The sequence below is a fragment of the Kitasatospora sp. NPDC087861 genome (genome assembly GCF_044742585.1).
GTDB lineage: Bacteria > Actinomycetota > Actinomycetes > Streptomycetales > Streptomycetaceae > Kitasatospora.
Map to the genome: position 1 here is coordinate 66,915 of NZ_JBIUUS010000023.1, position 18,424 is coordinate 85,338.

At 68.6% G+C, this 18,424-nt stretch carries 13 protein-coding genes; 9 read left to right on the forward strand and 4 right to left on the reverse strand.

Features of this window, described 5'->3' with window-relative positions; all coding sequences use genetic code 11:
* The first annotated feature begins 174 nt into the window (after positions 1-174).
* The gene (locus tag ACIOJE_RS28930) at positions 175-1,158 is read left to right on the forward strand and encodes an IPT/TIG domain-containing protein (RefSeq protein ID WP_400780070.1); all 984 of its coding nucleotides are present in this window, start codon (positions 175-177) and stop codon (positions 1,156-1,158) included.
* Between the two features lie 157 nt (positions 1,159-1,315).
* Here the strand turns inward: ACIOJE_RS28930 and ACIOJE_RS28935 are convergent, their stop codons facing one another.
* Complete coding sequence (locus ACIOJE_RS28935; RefSeq protein WP_280685487.1) at positions 1,316-1,816, reverse strand: IPT/TIG domain-containing protein; 501 nt, start codon at positions 1,814-1,816, stop codon at positions 1,316-1,318.
* A gap of 612 nt (positions 1,817-2,428) precedes the next feature.
* On the opposite strand from ACIOJE_RS28935, the gene ACIOJE_RS28940 reads away from it, so the two are divergent.
* The 8 genes from ACIOJE_RS28940 (at position 2,429) to ACIOJE_RS28975 (ending at position 15,178) form a co-directional block, all read left to right on the forward strand.
* Positions 2,429-2,647: a DUF5988 family protein gene (locus ACIOJE_RS28940; protein WP_400780072.1), complete on the forward strand. Its 219-nt coding sequence runs from the start codon at positions 2,429-2,431 to the stop codon at positions 2,645-2,647.
* A gap of 228 nt (positions 2,648-2,875) precedes the next feature.
* On the forward strand, positions 2,876-4,162 hold the full coding sequence (locus tag ACIOJE_RS28945) for a beta-ketoacyl synthase N-terminal-like domain-containing protein (protein ID WP_280685541.1): 1,287 nt from the start codon (positions 2,876-2,878) through the stop codon (positions 4,160-4,162).
* Positions 4,163-4,242: 80 nt separating this feature from the next.
* On the forward strand, positions 4,243-10,677 hold the full coding sequence (locus tag ACIOJE_RS28950) for an SDR family NAD(P)-dependent oxidoreductase (RefSeq protein ID WP_400780074.1): 6,435 nt from the start codon (positions 4,243-4,245) through the stop codon (positions 10,675-10,677).
* A gap of 92 nt (positions 10,678-10,769) precedes the next feature.
* On the forward strand, positions 10,770-11,192 hold the full coding sequence (locus tag ACIOJE_RS28955) for an ATP-binding protein (RefSeq protein WP_280685490.1): 423 nt from the start codon (positions 10,770-10,772) through the stop codon (positions 11,190-11,192).
* 370 nt (positions 11,193-11,562) lie between these two features.
* Positions 11,563-12,882 carry a Mu transposase domain-containing protein gene (locus ACIOJE_RS28960; protein ID WP_280685491.1) on the forward strand — a complete coding sequence of 440 codons (1,320 nt, stop codon included), beginning with the start codon at positions 11,563-11,565 and terminating at the stop codon, positions 12,880-12,882.
* Between the two features lie 441 nt (positions 12,883-13,323).
* A complete protein-coding gene (locus tag ACIOJE_RS28965) occupies positions 13,324-14,073 on the forward strand; it encodes an IPT/TIG domain-containing protein (protein WP_280685492.1) in 750 nt (249 codons plus the stop codon).
* Between the two features lie 133 nt (positions 14,074-14,206).
* A complete protein-coding gene (locus tag ACIOJE_RS28970) occupies positions 14,207-14,446 on the forward strand; it encodes a hypothetical protein (protein ID WP_280685493.1) in 240 nt (79 codons plus the stop codon).
* 309 nt (positions 14,447-14,755) lie between these two features.
* On the forward strand, positions 14,756-15,178 hold the full coding sequence (locus tag ACIOJE_RS28975; RefSeq protein WP_400780077.1) for a hypothetical protein: 423 nt from the start codon (positions 14,756-14,758) through the stop codon (positions 15,176-15,178).
* Between the two features lie 53 nt (positions 15,179-15,231).
* Here ACIOJE_RS28975 and ACIOJE_RS28980 read toward each other — a convergent pair whose 3' ends face one another.
* The 3 genes from ACIOJE_RS28980 to ACIOJE_RS28990 form a co-directional block, all read right to left on the reverse strand.
* Positions 15,232-15,474, reverse strand: a complete 243-nt coding sequence (locus ACIOJE_RS28980) for an integrase core domain-containing protein (RefSeq protein WP_400780141.1) — start codon at positions 15,472-15,474, stop codon at positions 15,232-15,234.
* 58 nt (positions 15,475-15,532) lie between these two features.
* Positions 15,533-15,844, reverse strand: coding sequence for a hypothetical protein (locus tag ACIOJE_RS28985; protein WP_400780079.1), 312 nt, complete (start codon positions 15,842-15,844; stop codon positions 15,533-15,535).
* A gap of 205 nt (positions 15,845-16,049) precedes the next feature.
* Positions 16,050-16,577, reverse strand: a complete 528-nt coding sequence (locus ACIOJE_RS28990; protein WP_400780081.1) for an ATP-binding protein — start codon at positions 16,575-16,577, stop codon at positions 16,050-16,052.
* Positions 16,578-18,424: the final 1,847 nt, after the last annotated feature.

The following is an 18,424-nucleotide window of genomic DNA, read 5'->3' on the forward strand; positions in this document are numbered from 1 at the left end:
GGGGCGTCGGCGGTGCGGTTCGGTGCCGTTGCGGCCTCGTCGTTCACGGTGGTGTCGGCGACGCAGATCATCGCGACGGTGCCGGCGGGCTCGGGCACGGTGCTGGTGACGGTGACGACGCCTGGAGGAACCAGCAACGGTGTCGCGTTCACCTACGTTCCCGTTCCCCAACTGGTGAGTGTGGTTCCTACGGCGGGGCCGACCTCGGGTGGGACCACGGTCACGCTGGCGGGGAGCGGGCTGAGCGCCGCCACCGCGGTCACCTTCGGGTCCGCTCCGGCCGCCTTCACCGTCGTGTCGGACAGCTACCTGGTCGCCACGGCGCCGGCGGGCTCGGGCACGGTGCAGGTGACGGTGACCACCCCCGGCGGCACCAGCAACAGCCTCGCCTACACCTACACCGCCCCACCGGTGGTGACCACGATCGTCCCGCCCCAGGGGCCGGCGTCCGGTGGCAATACGGTGACGCTGACGGGCAGCGGGTTCACGGGGGTGACGGCGGTGCGGTTCGGTGCCGTCGCCGCCACGTTGTTCACGGTGGTGTCGGCGACGCAGATCACGGCGACGGTGCCAGCCGGAGGGCCCGGGCCGTCCGGCGTCACCGTCACCACGGCCGGTGGCACCAGCCTCCCCGTGCCCTACTACTACCTGAGCAACCCCCAGCTCACCGCCGTGGTCCCCGACGAAGGGCCTGTTCTCGGCGGAACCACCGTCACCCTCACAGGAAGCAATCTGCTGGGGGCGACGGCGGTGCGGTTCGGTGCCGTCGCCGCCACGTCGTTCACGGTGGTGTCGGCGACGCAGATTACCGCGACGGTGCCGGCGGGCTCGGGCACGGTGCTGGTGACGGTGACGACGCCTGGAGGAACCAGCAACGGTGTCGCGTTCACCTACGTTCCCGTTCCCCAACTGGTGAGTGTGGTTCCTACGGCGGGGCCGACCTCGGGTGGGACCACGGTCACGCTGGCGGGGAGCGGGCTGAGCGCCGCCACCGCGGTCACCTTCGGGTCCGCTCCGGCCGCCTTCACCGTCGTGTCGGACAGCTACCTGGTCGCCACGGCGCCGGCGGGCTCGGGCACGGTGCAGGTGACGGTGACCACCCCCGGCGGCACCAGCAACAGCCTCGCCTACACCTACACCGCCCCACCGGCGATCTAGGGTCGCCTCCTCTTCCGAGAGCGGCGCGGACATCGGAATCCCGCCCCCGACCGAGCGTCCGACAAGCAGTGAGCTCCGACAGCGCGGCCGCTGTCGGAGCTCACTGTTCTCATCCCGCCGGATCATGTCGCGCACGGACCGGCGGTCGGCCGCCGTCCTACAGGTAGGTGTAGGAGGAACCGTTGCTGGTGCCGGCGGGCGTGACCACCGTGACGGGGACGGTTCCGGTTCCGGGCGGGGAGACGGCCAGGACGGCGCCGTCGCCCAGCACGGTGAAGTTCGTGGCGTTGGTGGCGCCGAACAGGACCGACGTCGCGCCGGACAGGCCGTGACCCACGATGAGGACGGGCAGGCCACCCATGGCCAGGCCGATCGGCGGCACGAGCGCGAGGATGGTCGGCGGGGCCGGCAGCTGGTAGGTGTAGCTGAGGTTGTTGCTGGTGCCGGACGACGTGACCACCGTGACCGGGACCGTCCCGGTCCCGGGCGGGGCGACAGCCGTGATGGCCCCGTCGAACTGGACGGTGAAGCTGAGCGCGGGGGTGGCGCCGAACAGGACCGCCGTCGCGCCGGTCAGTCCGGCGCCGACCAGGAGCACGGGGTTACCCCCGGTCGTCGGACCCTGCGAGGGGACGAGCGCGAGGAGAATCGGGGACATAGGATTCCTCTTTTCCGATTTCCGAACGCCGGACAAGGCCATTGTGGCCAAGTCGACGAGGCGTTTCACTCACGGTAGGTTCGGGCGCCATTGGGTGGCAATAGGGAATTTGCTAAAGGTGGGAGCAAAGTCCGCATCGGGGGCGCGAAATCTCTTCGACGCCTCGCCGGAGGGGGCCGGTAACGACAAAAGACTTGCCGCTGGGCATTTTAGGTGAGCGCGAGCGAGTGCCTTCCCGGACGACCGTCGAAGAGTTCTCGAGGATCCGGGCAGGAATCGTGCCGAGAGCGCCCGGAAACTGGGGATGAAACCTGCGGAAATCGGCCAAGATAGCCGTCTGACCTGCAGCTATGCCAATGGCATGGCGCAACCGGGAGAGCGTGGCGAAGTCTTCGTATTTATTCTTTCCAGTGATTCTCGGCTGGGCTTTATTCAGATAACATCACGGCTGGCACCCCTGTGGACTGCGATGCGCGTGCGCCCCTATCGCACTTCATGCGCTGTTGAGATTCCTGGGTTGACCGGCCTTCCCTGCGGGTATTCAGGGTGTGCGCCGTCAATCGGATGCTTGATCCTCCTCGAAGAATTATTTAGCGGTTTTGAATGGGTGAGGTGAGTGTCACGTCCCACTGTCTGCTCGTCTTCCTCAAGGGCGGCCCGAGTGACATTCCTGAGATCCGGGAATTGGAATCTGGAAGTATTGAGGATCGGTTGAAGATTCCTCGCGGAAACGGCTATGAGCACTTCGAGATCACGCAGGAATTCAAAGACGTCGGGGGCGTACTGATGCGGGTCTACCGGTGGTCGTATCGAACCGCCATCGCCGAGTAGCGCCCGTCACCGTCTCCCCCCGCATCCGACGCCGGCGCCGGGTCCCAGCAGCCGCACACCAACGCGGCGCCGTCCCGCATCACCCCATCCCCACACCCCGAGGTGAGCAATGATCAGCAACCTTCCCGCACCGGTACGGAAAGAGCGTCCGCCCCGCACTCTCGGGTACGCGTCGTGAGCAGGCCCTCCAGCGCGCGCCCACGAGGCGCCACCGGCGGGCGGGACACCATGGTCACCGGCATGGGGTTCTGCCTGCCGGGCGAGGAGCAGCCGCTGTTCACCGCGGACGAACTCTGGGACGTGGCCGCCAACGGCCGCTCGTGCCTGAAGCACCACGGCGTCTACTACGGCTCCGTCGATCTGCCGGACACGGCCTTCGCGGAGCGCCTGCCGGACGTGCCGGGCATCTTCTCCCAGCACTACACCAACGCGCACCGCTATGGGCTGGTGTCCCTCGTGGAAGCCTGCGCGGACGCCCAACTGAGCATCCGAGACGGTGACCTCACCGACGCCGCCGTCCTGGTCGGGCGCGGGGGCATCGATGCCAACGTCTCCAGCTACCTCGAAGTCCTGCACGCCGACGCACGCACCACCACCCCGAACCAGGCGATGGAGCTGTTCGTCAGGGCTCAGCAGGGACTCACCCCTTCTGACGTGGCACTGGTCCAAGGGGCGCTGATGCGCACGACCGGCCCCTGCTTCACCGTCTCGTGCGGCTGTGCGTCCTCCGCCGTCCAGATCGGCAACGCCCGCCGCATGATCGCGGACGGTGACATCGACCTCGCCGTCGTCACCGGCGTCGACGTGTTCGGTGTGGATGTGATCCAGAACGTCCAGCGTCTGCTGCACGGTGCCCAGCGTGCCTACGATTCCATCCGCGTCGACGGCATGCCCGAACTCCTCCCGGCCTTCGACCGGATCATGAGGCCCTACGACCGGCGGGCCGACTGCGTGAACCACGGGGAGGGATCGGTGACCCTGGTGCTGGAAAGCCGCGACCGTGCCCAGCAACGCGGGGCGTACACCTACGGCCGGGTCCTGTCGCACGGTATGACCCGCGACGGCCTGTCCAATCCGCTCGCAAGCGACGAGAACGGCGCGTCACTGGTCGCCGCCATCCGCAAGTGCCTCGGCGACCGGTGGGACATCGGCCAGGTCCCCTACATCCACGGCGGAAGCGACGGCGACGTCGTCGTGACCGCGTTCGAGGCGAACGCAGCCAGGCAGCTCTACGGCGACGCTGTCGAAGACCTCCTGATGACCTCCCAGGAAGCCTGCTTCGGCCACAACGGCGCCCCGGCGGGAGCTCTGGGTGTCGCCCTGACCCTCCTGATGCTGGAGCAGGGAGAGGTGTGCCCCACCGCGAACTGCGAGGAGCCGGCCGACAACATCTGCTTCGATCCCGTCCCCGGCCTCCACACCCGGCACCTGGAGTTCGACTACGCACTGACCTGCAACTACCAGATCGGAGGTGTCAAGAGCGCGATCCTGCTGGGCAGTTCGGACGTCGACTGACCCCGGCCCCCGGCGGCCACATCGCCGGACGGAGAGCTCTCCCCACCCCCCGTTCACGCAAGCGCGTAGGAGACCATGTGATGGGCCACGCAGAGAACCCGAGAGCCGCCGATGCGCACATCGCCATCGTCGGCATGGGATGCCGACTTCCCCGCGACATCGATTCGCCCGCCGCGCTGTGGCGGCTGCTCGAAGCCGGCCAGGACGCGGTCGGCGAACCGCCGATAAGCCGCGCGGGGCACGTGGCTGGCGCCCACACCGCCGGGCCGATGCCGCTGTGGGGGGGCTACCTTCGCGACGTCGCCGGTTTCGACGCCGACTTCTTCGGGGTCTCGGGCAAGGAGGCCGACGTTCTAGACCCCCAGCACCGGCTGCTCCTGGAAGTGACGTGGGAGGCGCTCGAACACGCCGGACTTCCCCCGGAGCGACTGGCGGGAACCTCAACGGGACTGTTCTCGGGCCTGAGCTACACCGACTACATGGAGGCCCTCTCCGGCCAGCCCCGTGAACTCGAGGGCGCGATCCTGACCAACGGGCACTGCGTCGCCCCGGGGCGCATCTCCTACCTGCTGGGCCTACAGGGCCCTTGCGTGGCGCTGGACACCGCGTGCTCGTCCTCGCTCGTGGCGGTCCACCTGGCCTGTCAAGCCCTGCGGAACGACGAGTGCGATCTCGCGCTGGCCGGCGGCGTCACCCTCGTGCTGGGCGCCAGGACGACGATGTCCTTCGCCCGCATGGGAATGCTCTCGCCCACCGGTCACTGCCGGACCTTCGACGCGGCCGCGGACGGCTTCGTACGCGGCGAAGGCTGCGGCGTCGTCGTCCTCAAACGCCTTGAAGACGCGCTACGGGACGACGACCGCGTCCTGGCCCTGGTCCGCGGCTCGGCCGTCAACCAGGACGGCCGCTCCGACGTCCTGGCCTCGCCCTCCGCCGTAGCCCAGCAGGCCCTCTACCACCAGGCCCTCGCCCGATCCGGAACCGACCCGCGCGACGTGGGCCTGGTGGAAACGCACGGCACCGGCACACCCGTCGGCGACCCCGTCGAGTTCTCCAGCCTGGCCGCGGTCTACGGGGTAGGACAGGGGCGCTGTGCGCTGGGTTCGGTGAAGACGAACGTGGGCCACCTGGAACCGGCGGCCGGCGTCATCGGCCTGATCAAGGCAGTGCTCTGCCTCCAGCGCGGGCTCGTCCCGCCCAATCTGCACTTCACCCGGTGGAACCCGGCCATCAGCGCCGAAGGCACCCGCCTGTTCGTCCCCACCAACCTGTCCGCCTGGCCCACCCGGACGGCCTCGCGATTGGCCGCGGTGTCCTCCTTCGGCTTCTCCGGGACCAACGCCCACGTGATCCTCGAACAGGCCCCCGCCCGCCGCCGCACCGTCATCCTCCCCGACGGTCCCACCGCCGGCACTCCCACACACGCGGCCGCCGTCCCCACCGACGCCCCGTCATCGCAGGCGCAGGCCTCCTCACCCCACGTCTTCCTCCTGGCCGCCGGCTCCCCGGACGCACTGCCCACCGCCGCCGCGCGCCTGGCCCACTGGCTGGAGACCGAGGGAGCCGCCACCCCGCTGCACGACATCGCACACACCCTCGCCCTGCGCCGCTCCCCTGGGCACGGCCGGCTCGGCGTGGTGGCCGACTCCCACCGTGACCTGACGCACGCCCTGCGTTCCTTCGAAGCAGGTCGAGCCCACCCCGGCGTCGTTCGCGGCCACGTGGGCGCGGGCGTCAGCCGCCGTCCCGTCTGGGTGTTCTCCGGTCAGGGCTCGCAGTGGCAGGGCATGGGGCACGGCCTGCTCCACCACGAGCCGGCCTTCGCCGAGACCCTGGCCGAAGCCGATGCGCTGATCACCGCCGAAACCGGGTTCTCCGTTCTGCGAGCCGTCCGCGACCGCGAACACGTCAGCGGCTGCGGCCACGTGCAACCCGCGTTGTTCGCCCTGCAGGTCGCCCTGGCCGCCGCCTGGCGCGATCACGGGACCGAGCCGGCCGCAGTCATCGGCCATTCCATGGGCGAAGTCGCGGCCGCCGTCACCGCCGGAGCACTCACCCTGGCCGACGGCGTCCGCGTCATCTGCCGACGATCCGCTCTCCTCACCCGCATCGCCGGAGCCGGCGCCATGGCGAGCGTCGGCCTCGACAGCGCGACCGTCGAGAACGATCTCGCCGCCATCGGCGACGACACGGTGTCCGTGGCCGTCGTCGCCGCGCCCGACTCGACCGTCGTCGCCGGCACCGTGGCAGCCATCCGGCACCTGACCACCACCTGGCAGGCCCGCGGAGTCGTGGCACGCATGATCGACGTCGACGTCGCCTCGCACTGCCCCCAGGTCGACCCGCTGCTCGCGGACCTCGCCGCCGCGCTCGCCGAGCTCACCCCCAGCCAACCGACCATCCCCTTCTACACCACCGTCCTGGACGACCCCCGCGACACCCCGGTCTTCGACGCCGCCTACTGGTGCGCCAACCTGCGCCGCCCCGTACGCTTCAGCGCCGCCGTGGCCGCAGCCGCCGCCGACCGCCACCAGGTGTACCTCGAGATCTCGCCCCACGCCGTCGTCACCCGCCCCCTCTCCCAGAGCCTGACCGGCCTGCTCCACGAACCCGTGATCCTGTCGACACTGCGCAAGGGGGAAGACGACCGCACCACCTTTCGCACACAGCTCGCCGCCCTGCACTGCGCGGGAGTCGGCGTCGACTGGTCCCGCCTCTACGCCGAGGGCCGCCTGACCGACGTACCTGCGCTGACCTTCAACCGTCGACCCCACTGGACCGACATCACCCCACCCCGAGCGGCCTCCCAGCACGCCGAAGGCGCACCCGCCGGCCTGCCGGGCACACACACGGAGGTGCCCGGCGAGCAACCCCGCCACACCTGGCGCGGCGACACCGGCACCGACGTCCTGCCCTGGATGGCCGACCACCGTGTCCACGGCCAACCGGTCCTGCCCGGCGCCGCCTATTGCGCCCTGGCCCTGACCGCGGCCAGCGAGATCTTCCACGGTGCCGCGCACGATGTCGAAGCAGCCGACATCCACTTCCGCGAGCTGATGCACCTCGACGCCCGCACGCCCATCGGCACGACCGTCACCCTGACCGGCGCCGACCGGGCCGACTGCGAAGTCTTCGGCCAGGACGAGGACGGAACCTGGGTACGGCAGGCCAGCGCGGTTCTGCGTCGCATCGACGCCGCCCCCCGGACATCGGCGTTCTCCGTGGCCGGACTGACCGCCGACCACCCCGTCGTCCTGGATCCGCACGCCCTCTACGCGAGTCTGCGCGCACGGGGCCTGGAGCACGGCCCGGCCTTCAGCGGCATCACCGAGCTGCACACGTCCGCCCAGGGTGACAGCTTCTGGGCTCGCGTGACGCTGCCGGAGTCGGCACGGACCGCCCGCCACGGCCTACGGATTCACCCGGTCCTCCTTGACCTGTGCGCCCAGCTCGTCGTCGCCGGCCTGATCCACGAACCAGGCCACGGCCTGGTACTGCCCGTCCAGATGCACGCCATGCGAATACTCGCAGCCCCCGAGGACGCCCGCTACGCGCACGCCCGGCTCACCCACTGCGCCGCGGACAGCATCATCGGAGATGTGCGGCTGCTGGACGAGGCGGGAAACCCCCTCGTAGAGATCGACGCACTGCGCTTCATACGCCACGGCGCGCGGGCCGAGGAAACCGTCGACCGGTGGTTCCTCGAAACCCGCTGGCAGCCCGTGCCGCGCCGGGAGAACCTCGACCCGGCCGGCCCGGGACCCTGGCTCGTCATCGGCGAGGCGGACGGATCCGCCCGGGCACTGGCGGACGCCCTCGAGCGCGCCGGAGCACGCACCGAAGTCCTCGACGCTCCCGTCGACGGCGCCACCCTCCAGCCGCTCAAACAGACCATCGCCCGACCCTGGGACTCCTCACCCGCACCATGCGCCGTGGTCCTCCTGTCCGCGCCGTCCGCGCCCGAGGACGACGCCGCCGCGATCGCACTGCACCGTACCCGCCGCCTGCTCGCCGCCGCACAGAGCGCGATCGCGCACAGCGCGCCCACACGCCTGTTCGCCGTCACCCGATCCGCCCACGATCCAGAGCCGGGGCAACCCTCCGACCCCGCCCAGAGCGCCCTGCGCGGACTCGTGCGCGTCCTGACACACGAACACCCCGAGCTACGAGCGACCCTCATCGACGCGGATCCCGCCGACGTCGACCTGCGCCGACTCGCGGCCGAACTCCTCACCGACCCCCCCGAGGACGAGATCGCCCTGCGCGGTGACACCCGCCACATCGCCCGGCTGGCCTACACCCCCCTGTCCGAAACCGAACGCGCCACCGCCGTCACCCGCACCGTGCGCTACGGCGCCGACCGCTTCCAGCTCCACGCAGGGCGGCTCGGCGACCTCGACGCCCTGCGCCTGACCACCACTCCACGACGCGCTCCTGGCCCGGGCGAGGTCGAACTGCGCCTCCACGCCGCAGGCGTGAACTTCCGCGACGTGCTCACCGCCATGGGCATGCTGGCGACCGACGATGAAGCGGGCTACCGCATCGGCTTCGAAGCCGCCGGCGTGATCACCGCCGTCGGACCGGGCGTCAGGCACCTGCGCGTCGGCCACAGAGTCCTCGCCGTCGACGTGGGAGGCGGCCTCTTCACCACGTTCACCACCGTGCCCGCCGCTGCCGTCGCCCCCATCCCGGCGGGCCTGTCCGCCGAGACGGCCGCCGGGCTGCCCATCGCCTACCTCACCGCCTGGTACGCACTGCGCCACGTCGCCAGGCTCACCAGCGGCGAGCGTGTCCTGATCCACAGCGCCACCGGTGGAACAGGACTGGCCGCGATCGCGGTCGCGCAGCGCCTGGGCGCTGAAGTGCTCGCCACCGCCGGCAGCGAGGACAAGCGCCGATACCTGCGCGCGATGGGCATCCGGCACATCATGGACTCCCGCTCACTGGACTTCGCCGAGCAGACCCGCGCCGCCACCGCCGGAGAGGGTGTCGACGTGGTCCTCAACTCCCTCTCCGGACACGCCATCAGGGCCGGACTCGAAACGCTGCGCCCCTTCGGCAGGTTCGTCGAGCTGGGTGTACGCGACATCCTCGCCGACACCCCGCTTGGTCTCGCACCGCTACGGCACAACATCACCATGAGCACGGTCGACCTCGTCGAGCTCCAGCACGCCCGCGCGGACACCTTCGCTGAGCTGCTGGGCGAGGTCCTGGCCGAATTCAACCGGGGCGGCCTGGCCCCGTTGCCATGCGGGACCTATCCGCTCGCGCAGGCCGCCGACGCTTTTCGCTTCATGGCCGGTGCCGGGCACATCGGCAAACTGGTCCTGACAGTACCCGGCGAAGGCCACACCACCGCCGTACTGCGCGACCCGCCCTCGCCGGTGCGAGCAGACGGCGCCTACGTCATCACTGGAGGCCTGCGCGGCGTCGGCCTCGCCACGGCCCACTGGCTGGCAGGCCAAGGCGCCGCCCACCTCGTACTCAACGGACGCACACCGCCCTCGGCCGACACCGAACGGGTCCTTGCCGGACTGCTCGAACAGGGGACCCGCATCAGCGTCGTGCTCGGCGACATCGCGCAGCCCGGCATCGCCGAGCAACTGGTGGCCGAGGCCACCGCCGACGGCGGGACACTGCGCGGCGTCATCCACGCCGCGATGGTCCTCGACGACGCCGCGGTGTCCAACATCACCGACGACCAGCTGGAACGCGTCTGGCGTCCCAAAGTCACCGGCGCCTGGCGTCTCCACCAGGCCACCACCCGACTGCCACTCGACTGGTTCGTTCTCTATTCCTCCATGGCCTCCCTGCTCGGCAACCCGGGCCAGGGCGCTTACTCGGCCGCCAACGCGTGGCTTGACGCGTTCGCCAGCTGGCGCACCGCCCTGGACCTGCCCACGTTGGCCGTGAACTGGGGCCCCTGGGGCGAAATCGGGGTCGCCACCGACTTCGCGACCCGCGGCTACCAGACCATTCCCACCGCCGACGGACTCGAGGCCCTCGCGGCGCTCCTGACCCACAGCCGAGTACGCACCGGCGTCATCCCCGGCCCGCCGGACACCTGGATCCCCTCGGCCGGCCGAACGTCATCGCTGTTCGCCCTCCTCACGCCCGAGGCGCCCGACACCTCCATGCAGATGCAGACGGTCGGCCAGGATGCGGCGAGCGACATCCGACGCGAGCTGCGGGCCGCGGAACCCGGCCTCGCCCGCCGCACGGTCCTCGAGGACTACCTGGCCGAACACATCCGCACCGTCCTCCGGCTGGGGGCCAGCACCCTGGATCCGCAGACCCCGCTGAATGCACTCGGGTTCGATTCCCTGCTCCGCATCGAACTGCGAACCCGGCTGGAAGCCTCGCTCGACGTCAGACTCGCCGGCGACTTCGTCGCGTGCCACCCGACTCTGGCGGCTCTCGCCGACGGCATCGCACAGCACATCGGCATCGGCCTGACCACCGACACCCCACCGGATTCCACAGCCGACACCGAGCCGCTGAGGAAGCACTCATGAGCTCACCTCGGGCCGTCGGCGCGCGAAGCCACTGCCGGACCGCGAGGCACGGGATTCCGCCTTCGGCGGGGGAAGGGAACCAGGGGACGACCATGACCTCGACAGACCTGCCATGCCTGGGCGCGCATGACATGCAGAGGCGACGCCTCACCATGCTCGTGTTGCCGGAGCCGCACTGCGTGCGGCCCGTACGCCATGCCGTGAAGGCCATTCTCGGCCACTGGGAGATGGCACACCTCACCGAGGACGCCGAACTCCTGACCACTGAGCTTCTGACGAACGCGATCAGGCATACCGATAGCGAGCAGCCGATCAGGGTGACGATCGCGCTCGAGCAGCGGTGGCTCGCGATCGGTATTCGAGACCGCTCCGCGAGCGCTCCCCAGGCGCGCCGGGCAACCGCCTGTCAAGAAGGCGGACGCGGGCTGCTTCTGGTGGAGAGCATTGCCGGCGCATGGGCGTACCGTTTCCACCTCGACGGAACCAAGACGGTCTCCTGCCGACTGCCGCTGTGAGGCTGCGAGCCGTCTCCCGCGCCCGCCGTGATTCGGGGTTCCGGCGTCACCGAACCTGCCGCACGAACGATTCGATGCCAATCCTCGCGTGCGCGCGATTCGAGCGTCCTTTAATATGCAATTCCGGCATCGCTCGGAAGAATTCCCGGGAATGCAAGGAGGTTATGTTGCGAAGTCGGGACTCAATCTCTGGCGGAAGGCGGCGGCGTACCTCCCATCGCTCTCTGAAATTGTCCATCACATATCCAAAAAGAAACGTTTCCGCCCCTTGAGCGGTTCTGTTGCATGCTATATCTTTCGACCATGCCTGGCGGTCGCTGCTAATGCAAGACGCTTTGCGGCGGCGAAGTCCGATAGTCAGGGGGTTTGGATGCTCAGTGCAGAGGAATACAAAGAGGCTTACGCCTTGCGCCAGCGGGGCTGGTCCATCTCTGCGATCGCCCGATGCCTGGGCCGTGACCGCAAGACGGTCAGGGCCTACCTCAACGGAGAGCGGAGCGTAGGGGTTCGAACAATGACCTGTGATGAGTTCCTGCAGTTCGTCCCGTACTGTCGGCAGCGCCTTGAGGACGATCCGCACCTACAGGCGAAGGTGCTCCACAGCGAGATCGTCGAGCTGGGCTACAACCGCGCCTACTCGACCTTCACCCGCGCCCTGCGCAGGCACCTGACGCGGCCGCACTGCGGACCGTGCCACCGCGGGAGGGCCAGCCCCAGCCGCGGCATCTTCGAAGACGTGCAGTTCGACTGGGTACAGCTCCCGCCCCCGCCGGTCGCATGGGACTGCGGGCGCGAGATGCACCTGCTCATGGGTTCGCTCACGCGATCCGGCCACTGGCGGGCCGCCTTGGCCGACACCGACGACCTCCCGCACTACGTGGAAGCCCTGGACCAGGTGCTGCGTCGCCTCGGCGGCACCGGCGAGCGCTGGCTATTCGACCGGACCCGGCCGGTCTGCTCAACGGCCGGCAAGGTGACCGCCGTCTTCCACGGGATCGCGATCCACTACGGTGCCTCCATCGCGATCCGCCCGCAGATGAGAGCGTCCAGCCCCGTCGTCCGCGCCCACCGCTCCGTCGTCCTTCACTGGTGGAACACCGCGGTCAACGAACTCAGCGTGCAGGCGGCCCAGGACAGCCTTGACCGCCTGTCCGAGCGCTCGGACAGTTGGCACCGACGGACGAGTTGCAACGTTCGAGCACTGCTGCCGCTGCCCTCGAAGCCGTTCCCGGCTCGCATCTGCGTTCAGCGCAGGGTCGATCCTCACGGACTCGTGTCCTTCGAGGGCAACTTCTACCTGCTCCCCCCGGGTCTCGCTGGTAACGAGGTGGGGATCCGCCGACGGCTGGACGAACCACACCTGTCGATCACCACCACTCGCGGGGCGGTCATCGCCCGCTTCCCGAGGGCTCCGAGGGGGGCAGGCCAGACGGTCGCCGAGCACAGTGGCCCGATCACTTTGGAACGGCCCAACCGGACCTCCGGCGCCGGGGCGCGAGCCTGGGCGGCGGGAAGAACCCGTCGCCCGCGGTGTCGGGCCGCCATGGACGAGGACCAAGCCCTGTCCCGGCGCGACGACCAGCAACCCACCAAGCCTCTCGCCCGCACCGCAGAATCACGAGACGGATCAGCCTCCCCCGCGCGGAGTCGGCTCCGGTACCGCGCATCCGCACCGGAAGGAGCGGACTGACGGCCGCCGAGCGCGCCAGCACCGTCTTATGGCTGCGGAGGAGATCAGCCGGGTATGACGTTGACTGCCGTCCCGCAGCGCACCCCGAGCGGTGCGCCCCGAGTGTCCGTCACCGACCGAGCTCCCGAAAGCCCGAACACAACCCGGTGAGCCTCGACTCGACCAGCGACCGCAGCCTGTCCCCCCACCGGCGTGGCAGGACGAAGCGTCGAGGCGCCGGTCGCTCGCGTCGCCGTGGAAGCGGGCCCAGCCATGGAAACGGTGCTGTCACGTTGATCGATGCGTGAGGCAGCCCGCACGCCGGAATACCTGTTGCTCTCGCGCTCGGCCATCTGGCTGAGTTCCCGTGAGCATCCTTGCGGCGAAGGGCATCCTTTTGGGCTACTGGCTGTATTCCGAACCAGTACACCCCACTGCGGTGCCTGCCATTGGGAGAGCCTGATGCCACTGTCCCCGAACCAGGGCTCCACGGGGGGTCGCACCTCCGTGACGATAACCAGCACCACGGCCCACGCCCTGAGTACCGTCAGCCAGGTGCTGTTCGGCGACACTCCGGCCGCCAACGTCGCCTACAACGCGGGCGCCGACCATGTCACCTGCCTCTCTCCCGCCGGGGCGGGCGTGGTGGATGTGACGGTGGTCCTCGCCAACGGTCAGGTCAGCGACGGTGTGCCCTTCTACTACATCCCGGCGCCCGTGGAGTCGACGCTGAGCCCCACGGCCGGGCCACTGGCCAGCGGCACCGGGGTCGTCATCACCGGCTCTGGCCTGGACACCACCAGCGCGGTGTCGTTCGGCGCCAGCGCCGCGACCGTGGTCTCCAAGACCGACGGTCAGCTCAATGTCACCGCCCCGGCGGGCGCGGCCGGATCAGTGAACGTCAGTGTCACGACCGCCGCGGGCACCTTCGGCGGCCTGTCATACACCTACGTCGCCAGCCCCGGCACGCTGACGATCACTCCGAACACCGGATTACTCACCGGCGGCACCCACGTCACGATCACGACCACCGGAGACGCGACGACCACGTCGCAGGTCCTGTTCGGCAGCACCTCCATGCCCTTCGCCGTCGGCGGCACCCACACGCTCACGCTCTACACGCCCCCCGGGGCTCTGCTCGGCGCGGTCAACGTCTCCGTCACCACGGCGGGCGGCGCCAGCACCGCCACCAACGGCTACACCTACGTCTGATCCCAGGGCTTCGGTGTAGAAGCAGGCCGTCCGGTTGGTGACGATCTGTCGGACAGTGCGGCCCCGGGAACGTGACAGGCACGGTCTCCGATATCACGGAGTTCTCTACGCCCCGTGATCCGAGTGGAAGACCGTGCCTGCCGACGCGTCATCCCTGATCCCTGCCGCTCTTGACCAGCTTCGCGAGCACTCTCAGGCAGCGCCCGAGGAGGTCCCCCAGCTGCGAACCGGCAACGCACCGCGCGCGATGGCGACCTGGCGCAACCTGGCCATCGGCGCTCTGAAGCTGTCCGACGCCACCAATATCGCTGCCGCGCTCTGCCGCAACGCCCGCGATCCGCACCGCTCGCTGGTTCTCCTCGGCCTCGCATGATCACAAAACGGACGTCACACGACTACGCCGAAGCCCTGGACCAGCGACAAGTGAAACGCCGGAAATTGCTAACCGAATTCCCCATCCCGCCCTTCCAGGCCTCGGACTCCGGTCTTCCCTATAGTAGCTCGGATGGAGCAGCGCCAAGTTGTATGAAGACTACTGAATTCGCCTTCGATTGCAGGAACGCCAATTCTTCGCACCACTCTGCCGGTCTGCGCGCCCTGCCGCCCGCCCTTGGCGGTGAATTACGTTCCGTTCCTGCTGGCGTCCCACCAGCAGGAATGCTTATTTTCGGAGGGGATTCGGATGACCCGTTCTCGTCTTGCCGCCAGCGTCGTCGCCGTCGCCATCGCATCCGGCGCCGCCCTCGCCATCGCCCCCGCGGCGCGGGCAGCGGAAGCTCCCAGGCTCCAGGTGTCGAGGTGTGCCGCCGATCTCACGGCTGCGCTCGACAGGAACGCAGCCGCCATCGACGCCGACTCCGTCGGCGACACCGCCGGCGCTCGCACCTACAACCTCCGCACCCTCGTCATCCTGGCCGGAGCGGGGCTCACCTGCTTCTGCCAGCCGGCCCAGGTCCACGCGGACATCATCGCCGCGGCGACCGACAGCATCCATGCGGCGATGTCCAACGCGATCGGCGATTCCGCCGCTGCCTCGAATAGCGAGGACGCCGTGGCGGCCGAGTTGACGGACGCCCTGGAGGTTGTCCGGTATGCCGAGGTGTGAGGTCTCACGGCACACGGGTGCGGGATTTGCCCTATCTCGTAGACACTTTCCTGCTATGCGGCCAAGTCCAGATAATTGACGCTCCTGACGTGCTGCCGCTCGAAGTCGACCGGGCTGCGATAGCCGAGGGCGGAGTGCCGCCGCTCGCGGTTGTACCAGGCCATCCGGGCGAAGACCGCCATCCGGTCCTGCGGCCGGGGCAGCCAGCGTGAACCGTGGAGCGGTTCGCGTTTCAACGTGGCAAAGAAGTTCTCCGCGAGGGCGTTGTCGTAGCTGGAGCCGGGCCGGACGACCAGCCACGGACTGCAGCACCCTCCGGGCGAAGCCCCTTACACCTGACTCCGGACAAGCCTGTCACCGCTGGGGCAGATGGTGCAGGTCCCGTTGTTTCACGCAGTCTGCGAACATGACATTTTCGCTCAAACCCGTGAGCAGATCGAGGACAGCGGCAAGCGGCTGATATTCCGTGCGGATGGCCGGGCGCTCACCACTGGCCTTCAAATGCTCCCAAAGCGCGTGGAAGTAGTCCTCGAGCTCCAGACGCGCGTCGAACTGCGCGCTGAGCCGTTCGGGATCGAGGCGACGCAGGGCGTCGCGGTCGAGCTGAGTCACCGAGTTGATGATGCTATTGACGACTTCACGGCTCTCGGTGCTTGAGCTGGGCATGGGTTCTCCTAACGATGTGCGCAGTGGATGATTGAGGTTCGACGCCCGATGTGCCGTCCGGCCTGGTCGGATCGCGGGCGCCCGCACGCCGGCGGACGCAACCGGTGGCGGGTGGTGTCAGGGAACACCGCGTCGCTCCCCGGAGCCGGCTTGCCGGCCGGGCACCGGCACCTGCGGCGCGTGGCCGGCGACCGCCCCTGAACGGTCACCATGCGGCAGTGCTCCGACTGGACAGCGGGACGGCGGCCCACACCGAGCAGCTGCCGTCCATGCTCAGCCGCATCCCCCACTCCTGCGAGTAGCCCGCAACGAGCGCCAGGCCTCTGCCGTGGTCCTCGTCCGGCGTGGCGCGGTGCAGCCGCGGCACCGAGGAAGTCTTTCCCTGATCACGGACCTCCAGCAGGAGCCGGTCCGCGGTCCGGCGCAACCAACCGGTGATGTGTGCACTGTCGGAGTGCTCGAGGGCATTTGTGACCAGTTCGGAGATCACGAGCAAGGCCGCGTCCCGGGCATGGTTGGCCCGAACGTCCTCGGCGTCCAGCCACAGCCCTGCCAGCCGCCGGGCGATCGGTACCGCGCGACCGAGAGATGGCAGCCTGAAGGACAGCGGACGGCCGCTGACCCAGTGGCTCAGGACATCCTCGGCGAGAGCTCCCGTCGGCCGTTCATTGATCTCTGCGGTGGTCAGTGAAATCTCCTCCTCGGTGAACGGCGGGGTCGCTTCTCGGCTCACGAGCCGAAAGCAGCTGCCGGTATGACTGCTCGTGGCTTCGCGGCTCAGGCCGCGCCCGCTGCATGAGGACCATTCCCTCCGGCGAGCAGGCGGCTCCCTGTTCGCTCGACACTGGTTCATGCGTTCTCCACGGCTCATGGCCCACGTTTCGCCGGGGAAGGCTCCTCGGTCCGTCCAGGGCTCTTCTCCCACCGGAGGATTGGAGCAGCTGGCCGAACGGGTGCCGGACTGGTCGAAGTAAATCAGAAATAGATTATCCGCGGGGAGCGATCCGTTCCAAAAAAAAGGGGGCGTGTTTGTGAAATGCAGGCGCCTAGTGTGACGGTAAGAAGAGTTGTTCGCGCCGCTGTGGATCTGACGGAATGAGCTTGGCTTGTTTCGTTCACTCAAGTCCGGGTTTCGCGGCGAATGGCGGATGGTCAGGGCCATTGATCTTGGTCTTCGATGGAGCCATTCGGGCAAGTTTTCTTCCAGGTGTCCGAGGGCGACCGGCAACTCGCTCATGGAATTCCGCACCGACCTGGCCGAAATCAGCCGTTCCGCTTGTGCGCGTTATGGCCGGGACGGCGTCCGGCCCGCCGACCGCCTTCCGGACCGGTCCCTCCCAAGTGGCTGGCCGACGAGGAGGAGCCGGGGCCGTGCGTCTAGTCAGCCAGACGTTGCGTCGAAACCGGCGGCATCGCCGACGAGCAGGCGGCCACCAATAGCACCGACGGCCCCGAGGAACTGCGCTGACTGGGCGGAATCCGGCGCCGGTTCTCTACTGAAGGCTCTTCGAGCACCGCGTCGGCGCCCGAGAACCCGACTGCGAGAGGGCGGCGAGCCGACTCCTGTCCGTGGACGTCCGTGATGCTTGCGGACTCGACGGGGCGCCCAGCGGACTGCTTGCGCCGTGGGCTTCGACCAGCCCGATTGCACCGGGGGTGAGCCTCTGCCGGCTCTTACGGAGGCGACCCCGTGAGCCGCTGCGGGCCGGTGCGACAAGAATCGCACCGGCCCGCGGATCCAATTCCTCAACCGGGGGATGGCAACACGCCTCTTCAGCGATGAGGCGCAAGCCGGAAGCGCTGGCAGACGCGGCAGCTGCTTATCCCCTGGAGAGGATGGGTGACCCACCCGGTTCGGATGTACCTAGTTACCCATCGAGCCGAAATGGCCGCAATCCCCTGGTCGGCCGATTCACCCGCATGGCCGAGCGCGCCGGAAACGCAAACGCCTGTGCGATCGGACTGGAAACCCCCCGCCGGACAATTTTCATATTCTGACTGCTCGCTCGGAAAATTGGACAGCATATCCGAAGGGAACTGCCGAATGATCGCGGAATACCGCCCGTGGTAGCCGGTCGGGATCCGTGACAGCGATCAGGACACTGACATAGCTCAGATCGGATCGCAGACCCTTCTCATCACGAGTGGCTTCCACAACACTCATGCTGACGTGAACAGCAGAGTCTTTGATCGCCTCGGAAACCGCGGCCTCAAGCTCGGACAGCACCGGAGCGGGCAGCTCTCGCGAGAGACCTGCAAACGGGGAAGCCAATCCTTCCGTGAGGCGCCGCCCGAAGCGCTGTGGGTCGCCTCCGAGTGGACCGTCTCGGTGATCCGGGCAAGCATCGCGCTTGCGATGTGCCAGTGGATCGCCGCACGCCGGACCCCTCGCCGGATGTACCGGAGGATTTCATCCCCAGTAAGTGCTGCCACTGCCCATCCCGCGCGCAACTGAATTGGCGCAGCGATGCCTCCATCTCCTGCGGGCACTTTGCCTAGGAGGGAAAGTGGAGATATGCATCCGAAGGTGTTGTTTCGTTGCCGCGCCACCAGAGAATTGCAATTATCCGAAGATAACGC

Coding starts and splice junctions, on each gene's coding strand:
- ACIOJE_RS28935 (WP_280685487.1), bottom strand. CDS start 1,816: ATGTCCCCGATTCTCCTCGCGCTCGTCCCCTCGCAGGGTCCGACGACC.
- ACIOJE_RS28985 (WP_400780079.1), bottom strand. CDS start 15,844: ATGCCCAGCTCAAGCACCGAGAGCCGTGAAGTCGTCAATAGCATCATC.
- ACIOJE_RS28975 (WP_400780077.1), top strand. CDS start 14,756: ATGACCCGTTCTCGTCTTGCCGCCAGCGTCGTCGCCGTCGCCATCGCA.
- ACIOJE_RS28960 (WP_280685491.1), top strand. CDS start 11,563: ATGCTCAGTGCAGAGGAATACAAAGAGGCTTACGCCTTGCGCCAGCGG.
- ACIOJE_RS28950 (WP_400780074.1), top strand. CDS start 4,243: ATGGGCCACGCAGAGAACCCGAGAGCCGCCGATGCGCACATCGCCATC.
- ACIOJE_RS28945 (WP_280685541.1), top strand. CDS start 2,876: ATGGTCACCGGCATGGGGTTCTGCCTGCCGGGCGAGGAGCAGCCGCTG.
- ACIOJE_RS28965 (WP_280685492.1), top strand. CDS start 13,324: ATGCCACTGTCCCCGAACCAGGGCTCCACGGGGGGTCGCACCTCCGTG.
- ACIOJE_RS28955 (WP_280685490.1), top strand. CDS start 10,770: ATGACCTCGACAGACCTGCCATGCCTGGGCGCGCATGACATGCAGAGG.